The 22926-nt window shown below is 68.2% G+C and carries 23 protein-coding genes; 8 read left to right on the forward strand and 15 right to left on the reverse strand.

The annotated features are described in order from the left end of the window. Window positions 1–186 precede the first annotated feature (186 nt). The 5 genes from OXS49_RS02160 to poxB all read right to left on the reverse strand — a co-directional run bounded on the left by OXS49_RS02160 (window position 187) and on the right by poxB (window position 5815). Window positions 187–1047, reverse strand: a complete 861-nt coding sequence (locus OXS49_RS02160) for a transglutaminase family protein (protein WP_267421359.1) — start codon at window positions 1045–1047, stop codon at window positions 187–189. A 70-nt stretch (window positions 1048–1117) separates the two neighbouring features. Further along, entirely contained in the window at window positions 1118–1711 is a 594-nt protein-coding gene (locus tag OXS49_RS02165) for an LUD domain-containing protein (RefSeq protein WP_267421360.1), read from the reverse strand. Further along, window positions 1708–3279 (reverse strand): lactate utilization protein B, encoded by a 1572-nt coding sequence (locus tag OXS49_RS02170; RefSeq protein ID WP_267421362.1) that lies wholly within the window; start codon window positions 3277–3279, stop codon window positions 1708–1710. Before OXS49_RS02170 ends, OXS49_RS02165 begins: the two co-directional genes overlap by 4 nt. Then, window positions 3276–4019, reverse strand: a complete 744-nt coding sequence (locus tag OXS49_RS02175) for a (Fe-S)-binding protein (protein WP_244001422.1) — start codon at window positions 4017–4019, stop codon at window positions 3276–3278. The genes OXS49_RS02170 and OXS49_RS02175 overlap by 4 nt, the downstream gene beginning before the upstream one ends. Window positions 4020–4084: 65 nt before the next feature. Continuing rightward, window positions 4085–5815, reverse strand: a complete 1731-nt coding sequence (poxB, locus tag OXS49_RS02180; RefSeq protein ID WP_267421366.1) for a ubiquinone-dependent pyruvate dehydrogenase — start codon at window positions 5813–5815, stop codon at window positions 4085–4087. A 181-nt stretch (window positions 5816–5996) separates the two neighbouring features. Here poxB and OXS49_RS02185 point away from each other — a divergent pair, with 181 nt between their 5' ends. Next, window positions 5997–6389: a DUF2267 domain-containing protein gene (locus OXS49_RS02185; RefSeq protein ID WP_244001418.1), complete on the forward strand. Its 393-nt coding sequence runs from the start codon at window positions 5997–5999 to the stop codon at window positions 6387–6389. A gap of 174 nt (window positions 6390–6563) precedes the next feature. Continuing rightward, window positions 6564–6782, forward strand: a complete 219-nt coding sequence (locus OXS49_RS02190; RefSeq protein ID WP_244001416.1) for a hypothetical protein — start codon at window positions 6564–6566, stop codon at window positions 6780–6782. Between the two features lie 12 nt (window positions 6783–6794). Here the strand turns inward: OXS49_RS02190 and OXS49_RS02195 are convergent, their stop codons facing one another. The 3 genes from OXS49_RS02195 to OXS49_RS02205 form a co-directional block, all read right to left on the reverse strand. After that, window positions 6795–7727 carry a hypothetical protein gene (locus OXS49_RS02195; RefSeq protein WP_267421368.1) on the reverse strand — a complete coding sequence of 311 codons (933 nt, stop codon included), beginning with the start codon at window positions 7725–7727 and terminating at the stop codon, window positions 6795–6797. A 315-nt stretch (window positions 7728–8042) separates the two neighbouring features. Beyond that, complete coding sequence (locus OXS49_RS02200; RefSeq protein WP_267421370.1) at window positions 8043–8174, reverse strand: hypothetical protein; 132 nt, start codon at window positions 8172–8174, stop codon at window positions 8043–8045. After that, the gene (locus tag OXS49_RS02205; RefSeq protein ID WP_267421372.1) at window positions 8171–10246 is read right to left on the reverse strand and encodes a M3 family metallopeptidase; all 2076 of its coding nucleotides are present in this window, start codon (window positions 10244–10246) and stop codon (window positions 8171–8173) included. The genes OXS49_RS02200 and OXS49_RS02205 overlap by 4 nt, the downstream gene beginning before the upstream one ends. 176 nt (window positions 10247–10422) lie before the next feature. On the opposite strand from OXS49_RS02205, the gene OXS49_RS02210 reads away from it, so the two are divergent. The 3 genes from OXS49_RS02210 to OXS49_RS02220 all read left to right on the forward strand — a co-directional run bounded on the left by OXS49_RS02210 (window position 10423) and on the right by OXS49_RS02220 (window position 13152). Beyond that, window positions 10423–11340 (forward strand): extensin family protein, encoded by a 918-nt coding sequence (locus tag OXS49_RS02210; RefSeq protein ID WP_267421374.1) that lies wholly within the window; start codon window positions 10423–10425, stop codon window positions 11338–11340. Window positions 11341–11412: 72 nt separating this feature from the next. Continuing rightward, window positions 11413–12507 carry a L,D-transpeptidase gene (locus OXS49_RS02215; protein ID WP_244003998.1) on the forward strand — a complete coding sequence of 365 codons (1095 nt, stop codon included), beginning with the start codon at window positions 11413–11415 and terminating at the stop codon, window positions 12505–12507. Between the two features lie 255 nt (window positions 12508–12762). Next, window positions 12763–13152 (forward strand): response regulator, encoded by a 390-nt coding sequence (locus tag OXS49_RS02220; protein ID WP_243920087.1) that lies wholly within the window; start codon window positions 12763–12765, stop codon window positions 13150–13152. Between the two features lie 28 nt (window positions 13153–13180). Here OXS49_RS02220 and OXS49_RS02225 read toward each other — a convergent pair whose 3' ends face one another. After that, window positions 13181–13570 carry a YraN family protein gene (locus tag OXS49_RS02225; RefSeq protein WP_267421386.1) on the reverse strand — a complete coding sequence of 130 codons (390 nt, stop codon included), beginning with the start codon at window positions 13568–13570 and terminating at the stop codon, window positions 13181–13183. Next, window positions 13567–14523 carry a 16S rRNA (cytidine(1402)-2'-O)-methyltransferase gene (gene rsmI, locus OXS49_RS02230; RefSeq protein ID WP_243920089.1) on the reverse strand — a complete coding sequence of 319 codons (957 nt, stop codon included), beginning with the start codon at window positions 14521–14523 and terminating at the stop codon, window positions 13567–13569. The genes OXS49_RS02225 and rsmI overlap by 4 nt, the downstream gene beginning before the upstream one ends. Window positions 14524–14658: 135 nt before the next feature. Here rsmI and OXS49_RS02235 point away from each other — a divergent pair, with 135 nt between their 5' ends. Further along, window positions 14659–15942: a penicillin-binding protein activator gene (locus OXS49_RS02235; protein WP_267421388.1), complete on the forward strand. Its 1284-nt coding sequence runs from the start codon at window positions 14659–14661 to the stop codon at window positions 15940–15942. Here the strand turns inward: OXS49_RS02235 and hemW are convergent, their stop codons facing one another. From hemW to rph, 3 genes are read right to left on the reverse strand one after another with little or no spacing between them, the layout of a single operon-like run. After that, window positions 15943–17118 (reverse strand): radical SAM family heme chaperone HemW, encoded by a 1176-nt coding sequence (gene hemW / locus OXS49_RS02240; protein WP_267421492.1) that lies wholly within the window; start codon window positions 17116–17118, stop codon window positions 15943–15945. A gap of 38 nt (window positions 17119–17156) precedes the next feature. Beyond that, window positions 17157–17786 carry an RdgB/HAM1 family non-canonical purine NTP pyrophosphatase gene (gene rdgB / locus OXS49_RS02245; RefSeq protein WP_267421391.1) on the reverse strand — a complete coding sequence of 210 codons (630 nt, stop codon included), beginning with the start codon at window positions 17784–17786 and terminating at the stop codon, window positions 17157–17159. Next, window positions 17783–18496: a ribonuclease PH gene (gene rph / locus OXS49_RS02250; RefSeq protein WP_244003988.1), complete on the reverse strand. Its 714-nt coding sequence runs from the start codon at window positions 18494–18496 to the stop codon at window positions 17783–17785. The genes rdgB and rph overlap by 4 nt, the downstream gene beginning before the upstream one ends. Before the next feature lie 180 nt (window positions 18497–18676). On the opposite strand from rph, the gene hrcA reads away from it, so the two are divergent. After that, the gene (hrcA, locus tag OXS49_RS02255) at window positions 18677–19732 is read left to right on the forward strand and encodes a heat-inducible transcriptional repressor HrcA (protein WP_244004005.1); all 1056 of its coding nucleotides are present in this window, start codon (window positions 18677–18679) and stop codon (window positions 19730–19732) included. Between the two features lie 434 nt (window positions 19733–20166). Next, window positions 20167–20799: a LysE family translocator gene (locus OXS49_RS02260; protein WP_267421400.1), complete on the forward strand. Its 633-nt coding sequence runs from the start codon at window positions 20167–20169 to the stop codon at window positions 20797–20799. Between the two features lie 19 nt (window positions 20800–20818). On the opposite strand, the gene OXS49_RS02265 is transcribed toward OXS49_RS02260, so the two are convergent. Continuing rightward, window positions 20819–22378: a methyl-accepting chemotaxis protein gene (locus OXS49_RS02265; protein WP_267421402.1), complete on the reverse strand. Its 1560-nt coding sequence runs from the start codon at window positions 22376–22378 to the stop codon at window positions 20819–20821. 9 nt (window positions 22379–22387) lie between these two features. Further along, window positions 22388–22813, reverse strand: coding sequence for a hypothetical protein (locus OXS49_RS02270; RefSeq protein ID WP_267421403.1), 426 nt, complete (start codon window positions 22811–22813; stop codon window positions 22388–22390). Between the last annotated feature and the right edge of the window lie 113 nt (window positions 22814–22926).

Below are 22926 nucleotides of genomic sequence, written 5' to 3' on the forward strand. Positions count from 1 at the left end.
GGTTGCGCGAATCCGAGATGCGCTGGGTTGAGTTCGGGCGAACGGTGGCTGCGGACCCAGCGCAGCGCCTATGGCGAGGACGGTTCCGACCATCGTCGTGCGCACCATGCCGGAAGGGCTTCGGACTCCCCGAACGAAGAGCCGGTGGAGTCCGAGACCGTCGGACGTCCCGTGGTTTCCAGCCTGTCAGGCCGCTCCGGCGTGCGGTGCCGGGATCTCGGTCGAGATCGCCTCCACGGTGCGGGGCATCGGACTGCCCTGCCCGTCCGCGCGCTGGATCCGAACCTGCTGGTTCACAGGCTGCATGTTGCCGAACGGCGTCGAGAAGGCGATCTCGGCGGCGTCGCGCCCGACGCCGATCCGCACCAGCCCGTCGAGATCCGCCTGCCGCGTGGCGTCGAACAGCCACCAGCGGCCGTCGAGATAGGCCTCGAACACCGCGTGGAAATCGCTCGGCACGAGGCCGTGGGCGTAGCAGCTCACGAACCGGGCTGGGATGCCCAATGCCCGGCAGAAGGCGGTGCCGATATGCGCGAAATCTCGGCACACGCCGGCGCGCTTGAGCAGCGACTCGTCCGCGGTCGTCTCACCATCGCTCGTGCCGGGTTGGTAGGTGATGTGGTCGTGGATCCAGTTGCAGATCTGGTTCACCCGGGCGTGCCCCTTCGGCAAAGCGCCGAACTCCGCCAGGGCATAGGGCGTCAGCCGGTCCGAGGAGACGAAGCGGCTCGGCAACAGGAAGGGCAGGATGTCGAGGGGCAATTGCCCGATCGGTGTTTCGTTGATCGTGGCGGGATCGGCCCGGTGCACCGTCAGATCAACTTCGGCGTTGTATTCCAGCGCGAACTGGCCGGTGGGCACATTGACCGCCAGGTAGCGGTTCAGCATGTCGGGCGTCGTGTAGATGTCGCGCTTGAGATTTGGCGTCAGGACGAGGCTTTCGCTCAGGATCTCGACGCTCTTCAGCTTGGCCACCTCCAGATTGAAGATGAAGGTAGTATCCGAGAGTATGTTGTAGGACAGGCTGCAACCAAGCGTGTAGCGCATCGGATTTCCTTGCCGGGCGATGCCCTTTTCGCCGTCCAAGCAAGGGGCGGGCCCGATTGCCGGTTCCGGCTCAGGCTGTTTTCGGCTGCATCACCACTGTGAGCGAGCGTACACCCTGCGCCCCGTGGATCAGTACGCCTTCGATGTCAGCGGTCGCCGAGGGGCCGGTGTGCAGAACCGCGTAGGCCGAATGGCCGAATTCGCGCCGCCGATAGGCCGCCTGGACGTTCGGCAGGATATCGGCCGGATCGAGCAGCACCACCAGGTGTTGGGCGAGGTAGGCCACGGCGTTGACGATCAGCTGGTCTTCCGTGAACAGGACCGAGCCCGTCTCGGCGATGCCGAACACCGCGCGGACCACCGCCACGTCGACATCCTCCACCTCCTGCGGGTAGCGTACGCTCCGCAGGTCGCGATTGCCGGTCAGCTCCGGGACTGCCGAGGCGATGACCTTCGCACCGTCGAGCCGTTCACGGACCTCCGCGAAGACGTCACCGGCCCTGGGCTCGGCCACCCGGCCGCCCATGCGCTTCAGCCGTTCCCCGAACTCGGCCACGAGATCGTCGCCAACCAGGGCTGCGAACAGCGGCAGCACGGGCATCGGGAAATCGCCGGACGGCCGGTTCCGGCGGATCTCGGCCAGGATCGCGTCGCGTGCGCTCATCGACCCGCGTCCTTCATACGGTTCTGCTTGTACCAGGTGTGGAAGGTCTGGCGCGGCGCCTCGGGCATCTCGCGCTTCTTCCCCCAGGTGTTGAGCGGGTTGTAGACGGCGAAGCGCGGCAGCACCTTGAGCGCCGAATCCGCTGCGCCGATCGCGGCCCGGTAGGCGGCCGGACGCGACAGGACCGCACCCGCGGCCTTCATCATGCCCTGCTTGAGCGCCGGGATCTGGTGCTCCTCGACCAGAACCTTGCGCCAAGCAAAGATCTGCTCGTGGATGTTGATCTTCACCGGGCAGACGTTGGTGCAGGAGCCGTTCATCGTTGAAGAAAACGGCAGCGTCGAGTATTTCCTTTTGTTGAAGGTCGGATCGATGATCAGCCCGATCGGCCCTGAATAGGTCGCCCCGTAGGACAGTCCGCCCGAGCGCCGGTAGACCGGGCAGGTGTTCATGCATGCGCCGCAGCGGATGCATTTCAGGGAGGTCCAGAACTCCTCCAGGCCGAGGCGCTCGGACCGGCCATTATCGACCAGCACCATGTGCATCTCGGTGCCCTTGCGGGGCCCGCGGAAATGCGAGGTGTACTGGGTGATCGGCGAACCCAGAGCCGAGCGCGACAGCAGGCGGATGAACACGCCGAGATGCTCGACCTTCGGGATGATCTTCTCGATGCCGATCGAGTGGATCTGCAGTGGCGGCACGTTGCCCGACAGGTCGGCATTGCCCTCGTTGGTGCAGGTGACGACCGAGCCGGTCTCCGCGATGGCGAAGTTGCAGCCGGTCATGCCGGCATCGGCCTGCAGGATGTAGGGTCGGGTGGTCTCGCGCTGGCTCTCGGCGAGGTAATGGGCGTCGTCGTTGTCCGGATCGGTGCCGAGGGTCTTGGCGAAAACCTCGGCCACGTCCATCCGGGTCTTGTGGACCGCCGGGGCGACGACGTGGCTCGGCTCCTCGTTGTCGAGCTGCTGGATCCGCTCGCCGAGATCGGTCTCGATCACCTCGATGCCGTTGGCGTCCATATGGTGGCGGAAGCCGCACTCCTCGGTGAGCATCGACTTCGACTTCACCAGCGTTTTGGCGCCGTGGCTCTTCAGGATCTCCAGGACGATCCGGTTGTGGTCGGCCCCGTCCTTGGCCCAGTGGACGTGGACGCCGTTGGCCTTCGCGGCCGCCTCGAACTGCTCGAGATACTGGTCGAGGTGGCTCAGCGTGTGCGTCTTGATCTGCGAGGCGAGCTCGCGCAGCTCCTCCCACTCGGGGATGCCATGCGCGGCGGTATCGCGCTTCTTGCGCAGATCCCACAGGCGCTCGTCATGGGCGGCCTGATGCAGCGGCGCCGCGAGGAAGCGTTCGGCCGCCTCGGCCTGATCGATCGGCCGGTTGCCGCGGATCTTGGCGCCCCGGGGCTGCTTCTCGCGCACCTGCGGGGCGCGGATCGGCTTCGAAGCAGCCTCGGCGTGCTGAAGCCGGGTGCCGTCCTGCGCGCGCTCGCCCTCGTCGTCACGGGCCCGGACTTCCGGGTGGATGACGCCCTCGCGCTCGCGGGGATTGAGATCCTCGACGCTCATGCGGCGGCTCCGTTCATCACCTGCGCGATGTGGATGTATTTGAGAGGCAACCCCAGGCGCTCGGCGCAGCCCTTCTGGTGCATCAAGCAGGAGGAATCGGCCGAGACGACGTATTCGGCCCCGGCCCGATTCTGATCGGCGACCTTGTCGTAGCCCATCTTGGCCGAGACCGCCGGTTCGAACACCGAAAAGGTCCCGCCGAAGCCGCAGCACTCGTCCGGCCGGGCGAGGTCCACCAGCTCGACGCCGTTCACGAGGCGCAGCAGGTCGAGGGGCTTCGAATAATAGGGCTTCACCAGCTCGCTCGGCCGGGCGTGGTGGATGCCGCGCAGGGCGTTGCAGTTGGTGTGGTAGGCGACGCGGTGGGGGAAGCTGGCCCAGGGCAGCGCCTCGACCTTCAGCACGTCATGCATGAACTCGACCAGCTCGTAGGTGCTGGCGCGAACGTGGCGGACCTCATCGGTCTGCGGGATCGCAGTCAGGTGCTCGCGCACCTGATGAACGCAGGAGCCCGACGGGGCGACCACGTAGTCGAAGCCCGAGAAATTCTTGACGAACAGGGCCTCGGTGGCAGCGGCTTCCGCGTGGCAGCCGGTGTTGGTCATCGGCTGGCCGCAGCAGGTCTGATCGAACGGATACTCCACCGTGCAGCCGAGCCGCTCCAGCAGCTCCAGGGTGGCGATCCCGACCTCCGGCTCGAAGGCATCGACGTAGCACGGCACGAACAGGCCGACCCGCATGGTCCGGCACCCCCCTGGATCGCCGCTCCGTTGACCTGGAACGGTTCGAGACTGATCCTCAGGGTCTATCGGATGAGGTTGGTCTTGGCGAGGTCGAGAACCGCGTCACCGCGTCCATCCATCACGGCCCGCAGGACATAAAGGCTGAATCCTTTCACCTGTTGCCCGTCGATCTTGGGCGGCATCGAAAGCTCGTTGCGGGCCGTGCGCACGTCGAGGAGCGAGGGGCCGTCGAAGGCCAGGAACTCGCGCATGGCGCCGGGCAGCTCGGCAGGATCCTCGACCCGCAGGGCGAAGATGCCGGCGGCCCGCGACATCGCGGCGAAATCCGGATTGTCGAGGGCGACGCCGGTCTCGAGGTAGCCGGCGGCCTTCATCTCCAGCTCGACGAAGCCCAGCGTGCCGTTGTTAAACACCACGACCTTCAGCGGCAGCCGGTGCTGCCGCAACGTCAGGAAGTCGCCCATCAGCATGGCGAAGCCGCCGTCGCCGCACAACGCGATCACCTGCCGGTCTGGCTGGCACGCCTGCGCGCCGATGCCCTGCGACAGGGCGTTGGCCATCGAACCGTGGACCCAGGAGCCGAGGAGCCGCCGCTTCCCGTTCATGGCGAGATAGCGCGCCGCCCAGATGGTCGGCGTGCCGACGTCTGCGGTGAAGATCGCGTCATCGGATGCCGCCTCGCTGATCGTGCGGGCGAGGTATTGCGGGTGCAGCGGCCCGCCCGGCTTGCCGGTGGCCAGCTCATCGAGCCCGGTGCGCGCCTTGGCGTAGTGCTTCAGGCTGGCATCCAGGAAGGACCGGTCGGCCTTGGACTTCAGCCGCGGCAGCAGCGCCCGGAGCGTCGCGCCGACATCACCGACAAGACCCAGCGCGATGCGACAGCGACGGCCTAGCTCGGTGGGGCGCAGGTCGATCTGCGCAACCTTCGCCTCCTGTGGGTAGAACTGCTTGTAGGGGAAGCCCGTGCCGAGCATCAGCAGCGTGTCGCACGCCATCATGGCGGCGTAGCCCGAGGCGTACCCGATCAGTCCGGTCATGCCGACATCGTAGGGGTTGTCGAACTCCACGAACTCCTTTCCGCCGAGCGCGTGGACGATCGGGCTTTTCAGCGCCTCGGCGAGCTGAAGCAGCTCGGCATGGGCGCCCGCGCAGCCGCGCCCGCACAGCAGCGTGACGCGCTTGCCGGCATTGAGCAGGGCGGCCAGCGCGTCGAGTTCCGGATCCGCCGGCCGCACGACCGGCTTGGCGGGGATCAGCCCGGCCCGCGGCGCCAGTGCGCGCTTCGGCGCCTCGCGGAGCGCGACATCGCCCGGGATCACGATGACCGCGACGCCGCCCTCCCCGACCGCAGCGCGGATCGCGTTCTCCAGCACGAAGGGCATCTGGGCCGGGTCGGAGACCATCTCGCAATAGTGGCTGCAGTCGCGGAACAGCTCGGTGGGCTTGGTCTCCTGGAAATAGCCCGAGCCGATCTCGGGCGACGGGATGTGGGCGGCGATCGCCAGCACCGGCGTCCGGCTGCGATGCGCATCGTAGAGCCCGTTGATCAGGTGCAGGTTGCCCGGCCCGCAGGAGCCGGCGCAGACGGCGAGTTGTCCGGTCACCTGCGCCTCGCCGGCCGCCGCGAAGGCGGCGGCCTCCTCGTGACGGGTGTGGATCCAGTCGATCCGCCCACGCGCGCGCAGCGCCTCCGTGATGCCGTTCAGGCTGTCGCCGACCACCCCGTAGACACGCGCGACACCCGCTTCCTGAAGGGTCTCGGCGACGACGTCCGCGACGTTGCTGATGCGCATGATCCGGCTCCGGGTTTGACCTTGGTCGGGAAAGTGGGACCCGAGCCTCGGAAGTCACCCCGGGCAACGCACCCAGAGCACGCCCCCGGGGGGACTTTCCGGCGCAACCCCGCCCGTGCGCTTGATTTCCCGCGCCCCAGAGTCGAAGGACGTCTGGAAACGTTCCGAAGAGATCATCACCATGGAAGAACTGCTCGCCCGCGTGACCGCTCGTACCGGGCTCGACGCCGCGACGGCTCAGACCGCGATCGGCCACATCCTTGCCTTCCTGCAGAAGGAAGGGCCCGAGACCGAGGTGAATCAGCTCCTGACGGCGCTGCCGGGGTCGGAATCGCTGGTCGCCGAATCCAACGCCGGCGAGACCAGCGGCGGCGGTCTGATGGGCATGCTCGGCGGCATGATGGGCGGCGGCGGCGTCATGGCGCTCGGCCAGAAGTTGATGTCGGCCGGCGTGCCGATGGGCCAGATGCAGCCTCTCGGACAGGAGCTGTTCGCGTTCGGCCGCGAGAAGGTCGGCGAAGACGCGATGGGGCCGATCCTCGGCTCAATCCCAGGTCTCAATCAGTTCGTCTGATCTATCGCTGCGGGTGCGCAGCCGCACAGCATTCGGGCTTGGCCTGGACGATCGTGAAAAAACAGTTTCCGGGCGAAAGCTTGACGGAACCTGTCACCACGATCCCCGTTATTGGGGAGCGGTCGGAATCGACGCCTTCTGCGACGTTCGCGACCGCAATCCAGCAGGCCGGCCATGCCCGTCTTCGAAGCGAAGAATCTGGACAGTTCATTCGAGGGCCAGGCTCTCCTCGCCGCGATCCTGCACCCGACACGGGCGGCGCATTCCCGCGCGCTGCGTCACGGCCGCCGTCGCGCCGAGCGTTCGGCCGCCATGGCCGATCCGCTGACGCTGGAACCGCGTTTTCCGGTCCCGGCGGACGGGTTGGTCGCGACGCCCTACCCGTCCCGCTGAAGTCTCGGACAGCTACCAAGCTTGTGGGGTGATGATCCCCTGGCGGGTCACGACCACCCAGTCCCGCCCACGGCGCTCGACGCCCTCGACCCGGCCAAAGCCAGGCAGGATCTCCCCCGGTCCGATTTCCAGGAGCCGGTGGCGGCGATTCTCCAGAATCGCCATCCCGTCATAGACCTCGCGAACGGCCCAAACGTCGATCACCGGGGCCTTCTCCCCGCCCGTGGACTTCGGCTTCACGTCGGCCAGCTTGGCATCGGCGAGCTTCGTCTCGACGGCCTTTGCGTCCGTGACCTTTGCGTCCGCAACCTTGGCTTCCACAACCTTGGGCTCGACGGTCTTCGGCTCGACGCTCCGCGTCTCGGCGAGGCTCCCGGTCTGCGTCGGCTCGGCCTTCGTGACCGCAGCGGAACGCCGGTCGATCTGTGCAGCGAGGCTTGCGATCCGAGCGTTCTGCTCGCGCTCGACCTGTTCGAGCCGCTCGCCGAGCGCCGCGTTCTTGGCGGTCAGGTTCTTGTCGAGCTGCGCGAAGCGCTCGCCGAGCGCGCTGCTGCGGCTCGTGGCCTCCTTGCGGGCGGTGTCGGTCGAGGCGCGCAGGTCGGCCAGAATACGATGGAGTCGCGCGATATCGCTGCTGAGACGGGCTGTCTCGGTCCGGCCGGCGTCCAGCGTCGTGCTGAGCGCCGCGACAGCGTCGCTCGACAGGCCGGACGAGCGGGTCATCGCGATGACGCCACCGCCCAGCAGGGCGCCGAGCGCGATGCAGACGCCCGGGATCGCGAGGGCCCGCCGGTCGATCCGCGTCAGAGAACGCAGCATCGCCAGCGTCCCCGCGGGGGCTTCCGGAGACGTGGCGGCCTCCGGGACCGATTCGGCATGGCCGGTCACAACGGCCCTGAGCAGGTCGTCCGGCGACACGGCCGGCTTGGTCTCGGTCTTGGTCATCGCCCCCAACTCCGGTGCAGGACGTCACTGCAAGCCTTCGTTAAGGACGTTTGTTTACGAAACCCTTACCGACCGTGAAGAGCCACTCCCGTTCGCCGCGCGCACGGGACACGACACGCGTCTGCCGCCTGGGTCGGCAAGCGCGACCTGCCCCCTCTCCCGTGCGGGAGAGGGTTGGGGTGAGGGTCGAGAAGGTTCAGGATCGAGCGCACCTTCAATGCGCCGACAGGGTACGCCTCTTCCGGACAGGTCTCATCCCTCACCCGGCTTTCTGCGAAACACGACCTCTTCCGCACGGGAAAGGGGACCCGCGCCTCATTCGGCGATGGTGGCGTCACTGTCGTGGACCGTGCGCAGCGCGATCGAGAGCGGCTCTGAGGTCTTGGTTTTGCTGCGCGCTGTCGTGCCGAACCGGGAACCACTCCGGCGGAGAGCGCTCTCGATCATGCCGCGAGCCCGCGCTTCTTCAGCAGGGGCTCGATACTCGGCATCCGGCCGCGAAACGCCGTGTAGGCCTCGCGCGGGTCGCGCAGGTTGCCGGCGCCGTACACGAAGGTGCGCAGGCGCTTGGCGGTCTCCGGATCGAAGATGTCGCCAGCCTCGCGGAAGGCGTCGAACGCGTCGGCATCCAGCACCTCCGACCAGAGATAGCTGTAGTAGCCCGCCGCATAGCCGTCGCCCGAGAAGATGTGGGCGAAGTGCGGCGTCCGATGCCGCATGCCGATCTCGGACGGCATGCCGATCCGTCTCAACGCTTCGGTCTCGAAGGCGGGCACGTCCAGCCCGGACTCGCCCTCGGCCGAGAGGTGGAGCGTCATGTCGACGATCGCCGAGGCGGTGTACTCCACGGTGGCGAAACCCTGGTTGAAGGTGCGGGCGGCCAGGAGCTTCTGGAGCAGCGCATCCGGCATCGGCGCCCCGGTCTGGTGGTGGCGCGCATGGGTCCGCAGGACCTCCGGCTGCTCCAGCCAATGCTCGTAGAGCTGCGAAGGCAGTTCCACGAAGTCGCGGGCCACGGCGGTGCCGGAAAGCAACGGGTAGGTGACGTCCGACAAAAGGCCGTGCAGGGCATGGCCGAACTCGTGGAACAGGGTGCGGGCATCGTCAAAGGACAGGAGCGTGCTCTCGCCCTCCGGCGCCTTGGCGAAGTTCATCACGTTGACGATGATCGGCGTGATCGGCCCGTTCAGCCGCTCCTGCGAGCGGAAGGCGCTCATCCAGGCGCCGGAGCGCTTGGTCGCCCGCGCGAAGTAATCGCCCAGGAACAGCCCGACCTCGGACCCGTCCGGGTTGCCGACCCGCCAGACCCGGACATCCGGGTGATAGCGCGGCACATCCGACAGCTCTTCGAAGGTCAGGCCGAACAGTCGGGCGGCCGTGTCGAAGGCCGCCTGGATCATCCGCTCCAGGGGCAGGTAGGCCTTGATCTCGCTTTCATCGAGATCGTGCTCGGCGCGCCGTACTTTCTCGGCGTAGTGGCGCCAATCATGCGCCTGCAGGGTGAAGTTATGACCCTCGTCCTGAATCGCCGCCTGAAGCCGGTCGCGCTCGTCGCTCGCCCGCGCCCGGGCCGGGGTCCAGACGTCGCGCAGGAGGCCCGTGGCCGCGTCGGGGCTCGCCGCCATCGTGTCGTCGAGGGCGAAATGCGCGAAGCTGTCGAAGCCCAGGAGCCGCGCCCGCTCGGCGCGCACCTGGATGATCTCCGCGGCGATCGCGCGGTTGTCGGTCTCACCGCCGTTCTCCCCGCGCCGCGTCCAGGCTGCATGAGCCCGCTCGCGCAAGTCGCGCCGGGTCGAGAACACGAGGAACGGATCGATCAGCGAACGGGACAGGGTGATGACGTGGCCGTCCAGCCCGCGTTCCTCGGCGGCGCTCCGGGCCGCGGCGCGCAGGAACGGCGGCAGCCCGGCGAGATCGTCCTCAATCTGCAGCGGAAGCGTGAAGCTGCTCTCGTCGGCCAGCAGGTTCTGGCTGAACTTCGTGCCGAGCTCCGACATCCGGGCCGCGATCTCGGCGATACGGGCCTTGGCGTCGGGCGCGAGGGTCGCGCCGGAGCGGCGGAAGCGGATGCGGTAACGGTCGAGGACGCGCCGCGCCTCGGAACCCAGCCCCTCGGCGTCGGGATCGACGGCCGAGATTCGCGCCCAGAGCTGCGGGTTCAGGTAGATCGCGCTGCCGTGGCGGGCGAGCTTCGGCCCGATCTCGCGCTCGATCGCCTGCAGCTCAGGGTTCGTGTGGCTGCCGGTTAGGTTGTAGAAGACACCCGCAACCCGATCGAGGGCCTGCCCTGCACGCTCCATGGCTTCCACGGTGTTGGCGAACGTCGCCGGGGCCGTCTCTCCAGCGATCGCCGCGATCTCGTCGGCATGGGCGGCAAGCGCCGCCTCGAAGGCCGGGCGATAGTGCTCCGGCCGGATCCGCTCGAAGGGCGGGATTCCGTAGGGCGTGGTCCAGCGTGCCTCGCGGAAGGGATTGTCCTGCGGCAGGCTCGAGAGCCCGGCTTCAACGGCGTCCGGCATTCAATCCTCAGTGTCGATCCAGGTGGCGCGGGCCATCGTCGGGGCGGTTCGACGTCGTAGGTCGCGCTTACGATCCGCCAGACAGAATCCTGTTCGGGCGATCCGTCAACCGCGTGGTTGATCCGAATGGCCGCTCGCTCGTTTGGTGAGAACCAACGCCCACGCTTCGAGGCTCCATGCCGGGACGACATCCGCCGATCCGCCGACTGCCCACGACCCTGGCATTCGGCGCCCTCGTCCTGGCCGTGTCGGCCGTCGCAAGCCCGGCCGCGGAATCACCGGCGGCTACCGTCCCGGTGCCTCCGCCCCTGCCGCCTGAGCGGCCCGAGATCCTGAAGACGCCGCCCGCTCCGGAGGCGCCGCCGCCAACGCCGCCGGCCCGTCCGGCCGAGCTGACGCCACCGGCTTCGCCACCGAAGGAGACCGCCGATGCGCCCGCTCAGGCAAAGCCTTCAGAGACCGGCAAGCCCGAAATCCCCATTCCGCCGCCGACCCCGCCCGGGCGACCACCGGAACTTTCCGGCGAGGCAGCCCTGGCGCTCAAGGTCACGCCCCCGGACGACACAGCGTGTCGCACCCGTCTCAAGCGGCTCGGCGTCGAATTCGAGTCGCTGCCACCGATCATCGAGGGACAGTGTACGGCGCCGCTGCCACTGAAGGTCGTGCGGCTCGCCGATGGTGTGGCACTGCCGCAGGGGGCGACGCTCACATGCCGGACGGCCGAAGCGCTGGCACGCTGGGTGACGGAGGTCCAGGTCGAGGCCGAACGGTCGCTGAAGCACGGGCTGACCGGCCTGGAACTCGGCGGCTCGTACGTCTGCCGCGGCCAGAACCACGATGTCGATGCCAAGCTGAGCGAGCACGCCTTCGCCAACGCCGCCGACATCATGGCCTTCACCTTCGCGGGCCGCGCCAGCATCCCCGTCAAGGCGATGCCGGATGGCTCCGACGAGGCGCAGTTCTTGAGCGCTGTCCGTGGAAAGGCCTGCGGTTTCTTCCGAACGGTTCTGGGGCCAGGCTCGAACGCAGCCCATGCCAACCACTTCCACCTCGACGAACGCGAGCGGACGGCCGGTCATCGCCTCTGCGAATAGGGTGTGGAACGTTCGGGCATACGCAGCATTTCTGCGTGCGAAGCGTCCACGCTTCTGGAGACGGCGATCGCGATGAGCCCGAAATCCTGGCGGCCGGTCCTTGCGGCGCTCCTTGCGACCAGTCTCGCCGCGCAGGTCGCGGAGGCTCGCCCAAAGCCGAAGACCGCCGATCAAGCGGCTCCAGCACCCGCCCTGACCGCCGACGCCATCAATACCGCAGCCCTGCCGCCGCAAGCCGACGAGAAGGCGCCCGCCAAGCGCCAGACCAAGAAGGACGACGAGAAACCCGACCCGCTGATCGTCAAGGCGCAAGTCCTGCTTGATCGGGCCCACTTCTTTCCCGGCGCCATCGATGGCCTCACGGGCGACAATTACCGGCGCGCCCTTTCGGCCTTCGCCGTTGCCCAAGGCCTTCCGGCGACGCAGGCACTGACGCCGGAGGTGTGGGGAAAGCTGCAGGCCACGAGTGATAAGCCAGTAGTGACGGATTATGCGATCACGGAAGCCGATGCCTCGGGACCCTACCTCGACAAGATCCCGCCCAAGATGGAGCAGCAGGCCGATCTGAAGGCGATGAGCTACACGAATCCGCGGGAGATGCTCGCCGAGCGCTTCCACATGAGCCGCGCCCTCGTGACGGCCCTCAACCCCGACAAGCCGCTCGACAAGGCTGGCACCGCCATCACGGTCGCGGCCGTCGATCCGATGGGGACCGACAAGCCGAAGGCGAAGGAGCTGCCGCAGGAACCGAAGGTCGAACGGATCGAGGTCGACAAGACGAGCCGCGATGTGCGCGCCTACGGAGCCGACGACAAACTGCTCGCCTACTACCCGGCCTCCATCGGCAGTTCCGAGAAGCCGGCGCCGAGCGGCGACACGAAGGTGAAGGGCGTGGCGTTCGACCCCGACTACACCTACAATCCGAAATACGCGTTCAAGGGTGTCAAAGCGCAGCACAAGTTCACTATCCAGTCGGGTCCGAACAATCCGGTCGGCCTCGTCTGGATCGATCTGGCGATCCCGAGCTACGGCATTCACGGCACGCCGGAACCCGAGAAGGTCGGAAAGACCGAATCACACGGCTGCATCCGACTGACCAACTGGAATGCCCGCGATCTGGCAGCACACGTGGCGCGCGGTGCGAAGGTCAGCTTCAAGGACGATTGAGACGCCGGAACGGCCGCCGCCCGCAGCCGGCAACGAAAATGTATCGGCGGTTAACATTCTGCGCGCGGAAGGCCGGGGAACAGCGCGCGAACGCTTGACACGTTGCGCGTTACGGGCGACGCCAAGGACCACCTCGTGAACCGGTCTTCGTAGCAGCGTTGCGCTCTTCGGACGCCGAACACACGGTTCCCGGGTGTATCTTGACGGACGGCACGGTCCCCGGTTCGGGGGCGCTCGAAGGGAAGACGGCCCGGCGTGACTGCTGACTCCAACGATGATGTTCTCAACGGCGTCCGCGTACTCGTCGTCGAGGACGAGGCCGCGATCTCGATGCTGCTGGAGGACATGCTGCTCGATTTCGGCTGCGCCGTTGTCGGACCGGCTGCCCGGTTGTCCTCGGCGCTCGAGATGGCCGCTCAGGAAACGTTCGAGGTCGCGATCCTCGACGTGAACGTGGCGGGTGAACCGATCTACCCGGTCGCGGAAGCCATCGCCAAGCGAGATCTGCCCCTGGTGTTCTCGACCGGCTACGGCGGCGCCGGTATCCGCGAACCGTTCCGCGACCGGCCGGTCGTGCAGAAGCCGTTCAGCCAGGCCGAACTGAAGCGCACGCTGATTGGCGCCATTCGGGCCGCGCGCGCCTAAGACGAAAACGGCCGCAAGAGCGGCCGCGTCACATGCCCTCGATCGTGAACGCGTCGGCGACATGGGCCGGCCAGTCCCGGGCGCCGACGAACACGGCGTCCGCCCGGAACGTCATGCCCGCGGACCACGCGTTGTGTCCGATCCAGGCGCGGACGGCCCGGGAGAAGCGGCGCCGTTTGGCTGCGTCGATCGCCTCGCGGGCGTCGTCCCGCCGGGGCCGCGCCTTCACTTCCACGAACGCGATGGTTTTCCCGCGCTGGACGATGAGGTCGATCTCGCCACCCGCGAAACTCACGCGTCGGCCGATCGGCCAGTAGCCCTTGAGCATCAAGGCCGCCAGCGCCAGCCATTCGGCGCGATGGCCTCGCAGGTAGGCGGCGCGGCGCCGGACATCCTGTTCGGGCCGTGCCCCGGTCACGCGTCGCTCCGCGCCAGAGCGAGGGCCCGGGTGTAGACGAGGCGCCGCGGCTGCCCGGTCTCGTCGGCCACGAGGCTGGCGGCATCCTTGATCGAATGCCGCTCCAGCGCCGTACGGAGCAGGGCATCGAGGGCTTCGTCACCCTCAGCATTCCGCTCCACGGCCGTGGCGGCGCCGATGATGACGACGATCTCGCCCTTCGGCGGCCCGTCCTCGGCAAAGCGCTCGCTGAGGCCGCCCAACGTGTCGCGGCGGATCGTCTCGTAGAGCTTCGTCAACTCCCGGGTCACCGCGGCCGGGCGGTCGGGCCCGAGAACGGCGGCCGCGTCGGCGAGCATCTCCGGCAGCCGATGGGGCGATTCGAACAGGACCAGCGTGCCCGGCACCTGGATCAGTGCCTCCAGGCGGTTGCGGCGGGCACCGGCCTTCTGGGGCAGGAAGCCTTCGAAGAAGAACCGGTCCGTGGGCAGCCCAGCCGCCACCAGGGCGGTCATCACCGCAGAGGGACCGGGAACCGGCGTGATCGGAATGCCAGCCTCGATCACGGCCTGGACCAGCTTGTAGCCCGGGTCGGAGACCAGCGGTGTGCCCGCATCCGAGACGAGGGCCAGCGCCTCGCCGGCCCGTAGCCGGCCGACCATCCGCTCGCGCACCGCGTCGTTGGAATGCTCGTGATAGGCGAGCAGCGGTGTCGTGATGCCGTAATGGGCGAGCAACGTCCGCGTGACCCGCGTATCCTCGGCCAGCACGGCATCGGCTGCCGCGAGGGTGGCAAGCGCGCGAATGGTGATGTCGCGCAGGTTGCCGATCGGCGTTGCCACGATGTGCAGGCCGGGCGACAGCGGTTCGGTTTCACTCGCCAGCCCGAAGGCCGTGAAGGTGGTGGCCCGTGGCCGATCCTGTCCCGGTTTCCGGGGCGGGGCTGTCGTGGGAGCGTCGAATCTGCGGGTCATCGTTGGCGATCTTGCCACACTGACCGGCTCTCGTCGCGCGTCGGCCGTCTTGGCGGGGGGCAGTCATGCGCGCTGCGTTTACATTTCCGGATCCCGCGATCACGCTGCCCCGGCCTGCCCGAAGGAGATTGCGCCATGGCGCGCCTGATCGGCGCGCCGGATCATCGCGTGCGCGTCCTTGCCCTCAGCGCCGTCCTCTGCGCGGCGCTCCTGCCCCTCGGTGGGTGCCTTGGCGGCGATGTCGCCCGTCGCAAATCTGCGCCTCAGGCCGCCCTCACGCCACCTGTCGAGATTCCACAATCGGACGCGTCGCAGGCGGCCCCGGTGCCTGCAGGTCCGGGGCCTGTCACCCCAATGGCGTCGGCAGGGCCGCGGATCGGCGCGGGCTCGATCAAGGTCGGCCTGATCCTGCCCCTGACCGGTCAAGGATCGACCGTCGGAAACGCGATGCGCAACGCCGCGCAGCTCGCTTTCGAAGAGGCACAGCAGCCGGACCTGACGCTCTTGGTGGAGGACGACCGCGGTACACCCGAGGGCGCGCGTGAGGCGACCCAGGACGCCCTCCGGCAAGGCGCCGAAATCATGCTCGGACCGCTCTTCGCCGGCAGCGTCCAGTCCGCCGCCGCCGTGGCGAAGGCAGCCGGCAAGCCGGTCATTGGCTTCTCCACCGACGTCACCGTGGCAGCGCCGAACGTCTATCTCCTGAGTTTCCTGCCCCAGCCGGAGGTCGACCGGGTGGTCGAGGAATCCGTGGCCGGCGGCAAGCGCTCCTTCGCGGCGCTGATCCCCGAGACGGCTTACGGCAATGCCGTCGAAGCGGCCTTCCGCGAGACCGTGGCGCGCCGCGGCGCGCGGGTCGCGGCCGTGGAGCGCTATCCGGCGGGCAATCCGGGCCCTGCAGTGGCGCTTCTGACCCGTGTCATCATAGGCCCCGGCGCAACGGCCGACGCGCTGTTCATTCCGGAAACGGCCGAGGCGATGCCGGCCGTCGCGGCGGCGTTGAGCAAGGCCGGCTTCCTTCCGGCGCGAGTCCGGCCGGTCGGAACGGCCTTGTGGAACGAGCCGGCGCTCTTCGCCCTTCCGGCCCTCCAGGGCGGCCACTTCGCCGCGCCGGATCGCGGCGGGTTCTCGGCATTCGGCGGGCGCTATCAGGCGCGGTTCGGCGCCGCGCCGCCGCGCGTGACGTCCCTTGCCTACGACGCCGTGACGCTCGCGGCGGCGCTGGCGCGCCAGTACGGCTCGCAGCGCTTCGCCGAGCCGACATTGACCAATGGTGCGGGTTTCGCCGGGGTGGACGGAACGTTCCGTTTCCGTCCGGACGGGCAGAGCGAGCGGGCGCTGGCGGTCTACGAGATCCGCAACAACGCTGCGGCGCCGGTGAGCCCCGCCCCGCGGGTGCTGGCCAAGACCGGACTCTGATCAGCCGGCGAGTTCGGCGACAATCGCGTTGAGAACCGGCGCGCCACGTGCGGTTGCGGCGATGCGACCTCCAGAGCGCCGCTCCAGCAGGCCGTCACCGATCAGCATGCCGATCCGGTTGCCGTTCAGGGGGCGGCCCTTGAGGGCGGCGTAGCGCTCCGGATCGATTCCCTCGCGCAGGCGCAGACCCATCACCAGGAACTCGTCGGCCTGATCGGCGGGAGCGAGGGTTTCGGTCTCGACGATTCCCTGACCGTCGCGCTCGACCCGGGCGAGCCACGCCTCAGGCGCACGCTCGGTCACGGTGCCGATCCGGCCCGCCCCGGTCACGAGGCGTCCATGCGCCCCGGGGCCGATCCCGGCATATTCGCCGTAACGCCAGTAGAGCAGGTTGTGGCGGGATTCCGCACCGAGCCGGGCGTGGTTCGAGATCTCGTAGGCCGGGAGACCGGCGCCCGCGCAAAGATCCTGCGTCACGTCGTAGAGGGCGCGCCCCGTATCGTCGTCCGGCACCACCAGCTTGCCCGTGCTGGCGAGGCCGTAGAAAGGCGTGCCCGGCTCAATGGTCAGCTGGTAGAGGGAGAGATGCTCGCCGGCCCGTTCCAGGGCCTCGGCCAGCTCGTCCCGCCACATCGTCGGCGTCTGGCCCGGTCGGGCATAGATCAGGTCGAACGAGGTGCGCGCGAAGGTGGCCTGCGCGACGCGGATCGCGTCGAGCGCCTGCGCCACATCGTGGAGCCGCCCGAGGGTGCGCAACGCTGCATCGTTCAGCGCCTGCACGCCGAGCGAGACGCGGTTGACCCCGGCGGCGCGATAGCCATGGAAACGGGCCGCCTCGACGCTCGACGGATTGGCCTCCAACGTGATCTCGACGTCCGGCGCCACGGGCCAGCGCGAGGCGACGGCGTCGAGCAGGCCGGCGACCGTGGCGGGCTGCATCAGCGACGGGGTGCCGCCGCCCAGGAAGATGCTGGTGACGGTCCGGCCGGGCGTCCGCTCGGCGGCGTGGTCGATTTCGGCCCGGAACGCGTCGAGGAAGCGCGGCTCATCCACCCCGGCATGGCGGACGTGGCTGTTGAAGTCGCAATAGGGGCACTTCGCGGCGCAGAAGGGCCAGTGCAGGTAAATGCCGAATCCCGCATCGCGGGTCGGGTGGTCCGGGCCGGTCGCTTGCATGATGGTGGGGATGTGCGCGGCGCGGCCCTGTTTGGCAATCACGCGCTCGGCGCGAGGCAAGCCCGGCTGAGATCCACGAAGGCCCGGGCGCGGTGCGAGAGCCCCTGCCCGCGCTGCCAATCGACCCCGTGCTTCTCTTCGGCGGTCATCTCGCCGAAGGTCCGGTCGTGGCCGTCCGGCCGGAAGATCGGGTCGTAGCCGAACCCAGCCGAGCCGCGGGGCTCCACGAGGTCGCCGAACACCCGGCCCTCGAACAGCTCAGTATGGCCGTCCGGCCATGCCAGCACCAGCGCCGAGACGAAATGCGCCCGGCGACCCTGCGCGCCGCGCCTGTCCATCTCCGAGGCGATCCGCGCCATGGCGCCGGCGAAGTCCTTGGTCGGGCCGGCCCAGCGCGCGGAGAAAATGCCCGGCGCCCCGTCGAGGGCATCGACACACAAGCCGGAATCGTCGGCGAAGGCGGGCAAGCCCGTAGCGTCCGCGGCGGCCCTGGCCTTGATCGCTGCGTTCTCGGCGAACATCGTGCCGGTCTCCTCCGGCTCCGGCAGGCCGAGTTCGCCAGCCGACACCGCTTCGATTCCAAAAGGTTTGAGCAAGTCACGCATCTCGGTGAGCTTGCCGGCATTGTGGGTGGCGATGACCACCTTGCCCGTCAGGCGCCGGCTCACGCGATCGCCTCCTTCTGAAGCGCGACCAGCCGATCGGTGCCGACGCGCGCGAGGCGCAGCAATTCGAGCAGCTGATCCTGCGAGAACGGCTCCATCTCGGCCGTGCCCTGAACCTCCACGATGCCGCCCCGGCCGGTGAGCACGAAGTTGGCGTCGGTCTCGGCGGCCGAATCCTCGGCGTAGTCGAGGTCGAGCACCGGCGTGCCCTTGTAGAGGCCACAGGAGACGGCCGCGACGTGGTCGCGCAGCGGATCGACCGAGATGATCGAGCGCGTGCGCATCCAACTGAAGCAATCGTGCAGCGCCACCCAGGCGCCCGTGATGGCGGCCGTGCGCGTGCCGCCATCGGCCTGGATCACGTCGCAATCGACGGTCACCTGCCGCTCGCCGAGCGCCGGCAGGTTGGTGACCGCCCGCAGGGAACGCCCGATCAGACGCTGGATCTCCTGCGTCCGCCCGGAGGGCTTACCGGAACCGACTTCGCGGCGGGTGCGTTCGTGGGTCGCACGCGGCAGCATGGCGTACTCGGCCGTCACCCAGCCCTTGCCCGAACCGCGCAGCCACGGGGGGCCGCGCTCCTCCAGCGAGGCCGTGCAGAGCACCCGGGTATTGCCGAAGCTGACGAGGCACGAACCCTCGGCGTAGCGCGAAACCGCGCGCTCCAGGCTCACGGGCCGCAATTCGTCGGCGGCACGCTTGGAAGGCCGCATTGCGGACCCCTTCTGTAAGGAAAGTCGAGGGCCGGGCTCTTAGGCCGCCATCTCGGCGCGGGCAAGCGGCGCAGCGAAGCCGTCGTGTACGGATTGATCCAGACCGGACGGTCGGACATGATCGGACCACAGGATCAGAGCGTGACAGACCCGAACCCACGATTTCTCGACGGCCCATCGATGCAGGCGCTTGCCGCGCTCAACGAGCGCGCCCGGGAGATCTTCCGACAGATCGTCGAGAGCTACCTCACCACCGGCGAACCGGTCGGATCACGCAATCTCGCGCGGATCCTCCCGATGGCCCTGTCGCCAGCCTCGATCCGCAACGTCATGGCGGATCTGGAGCATTCCGGCCTGATCTTCGCCCCGCATACATCGGCGGGCCGGCTCCCGACCGAGCTCGGCCTGCGCTTTTTCGTCGACGCCATGCTGGAACTCGGCGACGTCAGTCAGGACGAGCAGGCCCGGATCGAGGCGCAGATGCGGGCCGCGGCGTCGGGCCACACCTTCGACTCGGCGTTGGCCGCGGCCTCGACCATGCTGTCGGGTGTCTCGCGCGGCGCCGGCGTGGTCCTGACCACTAAGGCGAACGTAAATCTGAAGCATATCGAGTTCGTGCGCCTGGACCCGGCCCGGGCGCTCGTCGTGCTGGTCTCGGACGACGGCTCGGTCGAAAACCGCCTGGTCGACCTGCCGCCAGGCCTGCCCACCGGCGCACTGCAGGAGGCGACGAACTTCCTGAACGCCCGGCTTCGGGGCCGGACCCTGGGCTCCCTGCGGGCCGAGATCGAGGCCAGCCGCCAGGCGATGAAGCGGGAACTCGATGCGCTGACCGAGCGCCTTGTGGATGCCGGCCTCGCGACGCCGGTCGGCCCGTCCGAAGCGCGCCAGCTGATCGTGCGCGGTCAGGCCAACCTGCTCGACGATCTGAAGGCCGTCGAGGATCTTGAGCGCATCCGCCTGCTGTTCAACGATCTGGAGAGCCAGAAGGACGTCATCGACCTGCTCGCCCGGGCCGAAGGAGGCGACGGCGTACGGATCTTCATCGGCTCGGAGAACAAGCTGTTCTCGCTCTCCGGCTCGTCGCTGATCGCCGCGCCGTTCCGCGACGGAGCCCAGAAAATCGTGGGCGTTGTCGGGGTGATCGGCCCGACGCGCCTGAACTACGCCCGCATCGTGCCGATGGTCGACTACACCGCCCGCGTCGTCTCGAAACTGCTGGACGGGGGGCGGTGACGCCGCCGTTGCTGTGGCCGGAGCGGCGCGTTATCTTCGGAAGTGGGATCGGCGGGGGCTAGCCGCCGATCCCTGGCATTCACCGTTTCCGGTGTTGCCGTGTCCAGAGAGGAATGGCGAGGCGGAGCGTGAATCTCCACTCGCCATTCGCTTTTCTGGACCATGCCAGAGAGATGACCATCCACTGCACTCCCGGCCGCAACCAGCCGCGTGCGGCCTTCGCGGGTGAGTCGGTCAAGCTCACAGCGTGTTTTAGCCGGCTCGGCGGCCGGTATAAGCTTGCAACGCCGGCAGGACAGCGCCGCTGAATGCTTTGACACTCCGGAGCGGATCCATTTAGCTTTCCGTCGAAGGCTATCGGCTTCCGTGTACGACGAATCGTCCGGGCAGGACGCGGGTGTTCGTCTTGCCGGCCGCCATTGGGATGGATCGAAGTGCCGGATCTTGGCAACTACCTTGCCTTCGCATTGATCTCGCTGGGCATGGCCCTCACGCCGGGACCGAACATGGCTTATCTGATCTCCCGATCGATCGCGCAGGGGCGGACGGCCGGCCTGATCTCGCTCGGCGGCATCCTGGCGGGCCACATCGTCTACATGGTGTGTGCGGCCTTGGGACTCACGGCCCTGCTGATCGCGATTCCCTACGCGTACAATGCCGTCCGCCTCGCCGGCGCATTCTATCTTCTGTACCTCGCGTGGCAGGCGGTCCGGCCCAACGGGCGATCGCCGTTCAAGGTCCATGCTCTGCCGAAGGACAGCCCGCGCAAGCTCTTCGTGATGGGGCTGCTGACCAACCTGCTCAATCCGAAGATCGCGGTCCTGTACCTGTCGCTCCTGCCGCAATTCATCGATCCGGCGAACGGGAGCGTGCTCGCACAGGCGTTGGTCTTCTGTGGCACGCAGCTCGCCGTCAGTGTCGGGATGAACGCCATCTTCGTCGTCTCGGCTGGGACGATCGCTGTGTTCTTCATCCAGCGCCCCCTCTGGAGCACGGTGCAGCGCTGGCTGATGGGCACGGTGCTGGCGGCACTCGCGATCCGCATGGCGGCCGAGGCGCATCGCTGATCGCCTCGGAATCGCATCGTCAGGCGGCTCTGACCGATTCAAGGAAGCGGGCGACCTCGACACCGAGATGGTCGGATTGTCGGGACAGCTCCGTCGCGGAATCCAGAACCTTATGCGCGGCCTGACCGGTCTGGGCGGCAGCTCCGGCCACGCCGGCGATGTTCGTCGTGACCTCGTCGGTCCCGGTCGAGGCCTGACTGACGTTGCGCGCGATCTCCTGCGTGGCCGAGTCCTGCTGCCCCACTGCAGCGGCGACCGCTGTGGCCACATCGTTGATGTCCCGGATGCGCGTCACGATCCCGTCGAGTGCCCGGGCGGCCTCGCTGGTCGAACCCCGGACACGCGCGATGTGGCCGGTGATCTCCTCGGTCGCACGGGCGGTCTGGGCGGCCAGTTCCTTCACCTCGGCGGCCACGACCGCGAAGCCGCGTCCTGCCTCACCCGCGCGCGCCGCCTCGATCGTCGCATTCAGCGCCAGGAGATTCGTCTGTCCCGCGATGGAGGAAATCAATCCGACCGCGTCGCCGATCTTAGACACGGCCTCGGACAGGTCCTGCACCCGGCGCCCGGTCTCGTCAGCCTCATCGACCGCCGTTCGGGCGAGGCGCGACGAGCCGGCGACCTGCCCGGCCACCTCCTGCACGCTCGCCCCGAGTTGCTCGGCCGCCGCCGCGACGTTGGCGGACGCCTCCTCGGCGGCGGCTGCGACGCCGCTGGACTGCGCCGCCGCCTGCGTGGCGGCGACCGTCAGCGTCTCCGCGGTCGTGTGCAGATCGGTGGCGGCGGACGAGACCGAACCCACGATGGTGCCGACGACCCGCTCGAACCCATCGGCCAGTTCGGTCATCGTGCGCCGGCGCTCGGCGGTGGCCGCCGCGTCGGCGAGGCGGCGCACCTCGGCCTGCTCGCGCGCCTTGTCGGCCACGAGGGCCTTGATGCCCTCGACGGCCCGGCCGACCATGCCGATCTCGTCCCGTCGGCGGGCCTCCGCAATCTCGGTCTCGAGTTCGCCCTGGCTCATCCGCTGGAGCACGCCGACGAGCTGGTTGAGGGGACGCGCCACCGTGCGCGCCATGGTCTGGCTGACCGCGACCGCCAGCGCCAGGAGCATGATGACGGTCGCGACCGCCATGGTCCGCGTGAGGTGATCGATCAGCGCGACCACCGCCGCGCGATCGAAGGACAGCGCGACGTACCAGTCGAGGTTGGGCGGCAGGTCCGGCACGCGGGCGAACACCGTCAGAGTCGCACGCCCGGCCTCGGTGGTCTCGATCGCGCGGCCGGCGGCGACGTCCGGCTTCGAACCGCCGATCAGGTCCGAGAGGGGTTTGCCGACGAGATCCCCTCTGGGGTGGATCAGAATCTTGCCGGCACCGCACACCAGGTAGGCGTAGCCATTGCCGCCTGGCACCACGTCGGCGATCATGCGAGCCAGGGCCCCGACATCGAAATCGCCGGCGGCCGCGCCGACAAGCGTGTGCTCGGCGTCTTCGAGCGGCGCGGCCGCCGTCAAAACCATGCTGTCCCGACTGGCGGATTTGTAGGGTTCGGTCAGGATCGCGCCCTTCGCCGCGACCACCTCCTTGAATCACGGCCGCGCCCGCGGATCGTAGCCCGGCGGGATCGGCGCCTTGGGCATCCGCGTGTAGAATCCATCGGTCCGCCCGAGATAGCTGACGTAGAAACCCTGGCGGACGATCGGCGCGTCAAGCACGCGGTCCGCCTCAGGCCCGACCCCGGTGCCGCTGATCTCCTGCGCCATCAACTGAATGAGATCGAGCTTTCCGCGCAGCCAATTGCCGATGCTCCGCGCGGCGGTACCGCTCAGGTTCGACATGCTGGTGTTGATGTCCGTCCGCAGCAGCGCGCTCTGCGACGTGTGAATGTAAACGGAGCACGCGAGGAAGGCGGTGAACGCGATCGCCAGGGTCAGGAGCGTCGCGCGGCCCGCTATCCCGAGACGCAGGCACGTGGCCCTCGCGGATGCGTGGAAACCAGAATTCTCAATCGACATACCACGCTCCAAACGGAGACGACGCGTGAACAGCCCTATTTCGTATCTGAAATTCACGGTCCGTGGCGCTTAATTTTATTATATATTCAGACGTATCATTCAATAGAATAGAG

This window comes from Methylobacterium sp. GC_Met_2 (assembly GCF_026540795.1).
Taxonomy (GTDB): domain Bacteria; phylum Pseudomonadota; class Alphaproteobacteria; order Rhizobiales; family Beijerinckiaceae; genus Methylobacterium.

Coding starts and splice junctions, on each gene's coding strand:
- hrcA (WP_244004005.1), top strand. CDS start 18,677: ATGCAGGCGCTTGCCGCGCTCAACGAGCGCGCCCGGGAGATCTTCCGA.
- OXS49_RS02195 (WP_267421368.1), bottom strand. CDS start 7,727: ATGACCAAGACCGAGACCAAGCCGGCCGTGTCGCCGGACGACCTGCTC.
- hemW (WP_267421492.1), bottom strand. CDS start 17,118: ATGCAAGCGACCGGCCCGGACCACCCGACCCGCGATGCGGGATTCGGC.
- OXS49_RS02270 (WP_267421403.1), bottom strand. CDS start 22,813: ATGTCGATTGAGAATTCTGGTTTCCACGCATCCGCGAGGGCCACGTGC.
- OXS49_RS02175 (WP_244001422.1), bottom strand. CDS start 4,019: ATGCGGGTCGGCCTGTTCGTGCCGTGCTACGTCGATGCCTTCGAGCCG.
- OXS49_RS02205 (WP_267421372.1), bottom strand. CDS start 10,246: ATGCCGGACGCCGTTGAAGCCGGGCTCTCGAGCCTGCCGCAGGACAAT.
- rsmI (WP_243920089.1), bottom strand. CDS start 14,523: ATGACCCGCAGATTCGACGCTCCCACGACAGCCCCGCCCCGGAAACCG.
- OXS49_RS02200 (WP_267421370.1), bottom strand. CDS start 8,174: ATGATCGAGAGCGCTCTCCGCCGGAGTGGTTCCCGGTTCGGCACGACA.
- OXS49_RS02160 (WP_267421359.1), bottom strand. CDS start 1,047: ATGCGCTACACGCTTGGTTGCAGCCTGTCCTACAACATACTCTCGGAT.
- OXS49_RS02165 (WP_267421360.1), bottom strand. CDS start 1,711: ATGAGCGCACGCGACGCGATCCTGGCCGAGATCCGCCGGAACCGGCCG.
- OXS49_RS02190 (WP_244001416.1), top strand. CDS start 6,564: ATGCCCGTCTTCGAAGCGAAGAATCTGGACAGTTCATTCGAGGGCCAG.
- OXS49_RS02210 (WP_267421374.1), top strand. CDS start 10,423: ATGCCGGGACGACATCCGCCGATCCGCCGACTGCCCACGACCCTGGCA.
- OXS49_RS02215 (WP_244003998.1), top strand. CDS start 11,413: ATGAGCCCGAAATCCTGGCGGCCGGTCCTTGCGGCGCTCCTTGCGACC.
- OXS49_RS02185 (WP_244001418.1), top strand. CDS start 5,997: ATGGAAGAACTGCTCGCCCGCGTGACCGCTCGTACCGGGCTCGACGCC.
- OXS49_RS02170 (WP_267421362.1), bottom strand. CDS start 3,279: ATGAGCGTCGAGGATCTCAATCCCCGCGAGCGCGAGGGCGTCATCCAC.
- OXS49_RS02235 (WP_267421388.1), top strand. CDS start 14,659: ATGGCGCGCCTGATCGGCGCGCCGGATCATCGCGTGCGCGTCCTTGCC.
- poxB (WP_267421366.1), bottom strand. CDS start 5,815: ATGCGCATCAGCAACGTCGCGGACGTCGTCGCCGAGACCCTTCAGGAA.
- rph (WP_244003988.1), bottom strand. CDS start 18,496: ATGCGGCCTTCCAAGCGTGCCGCCGACGAATTGCGGCCCGTGAGCCTG.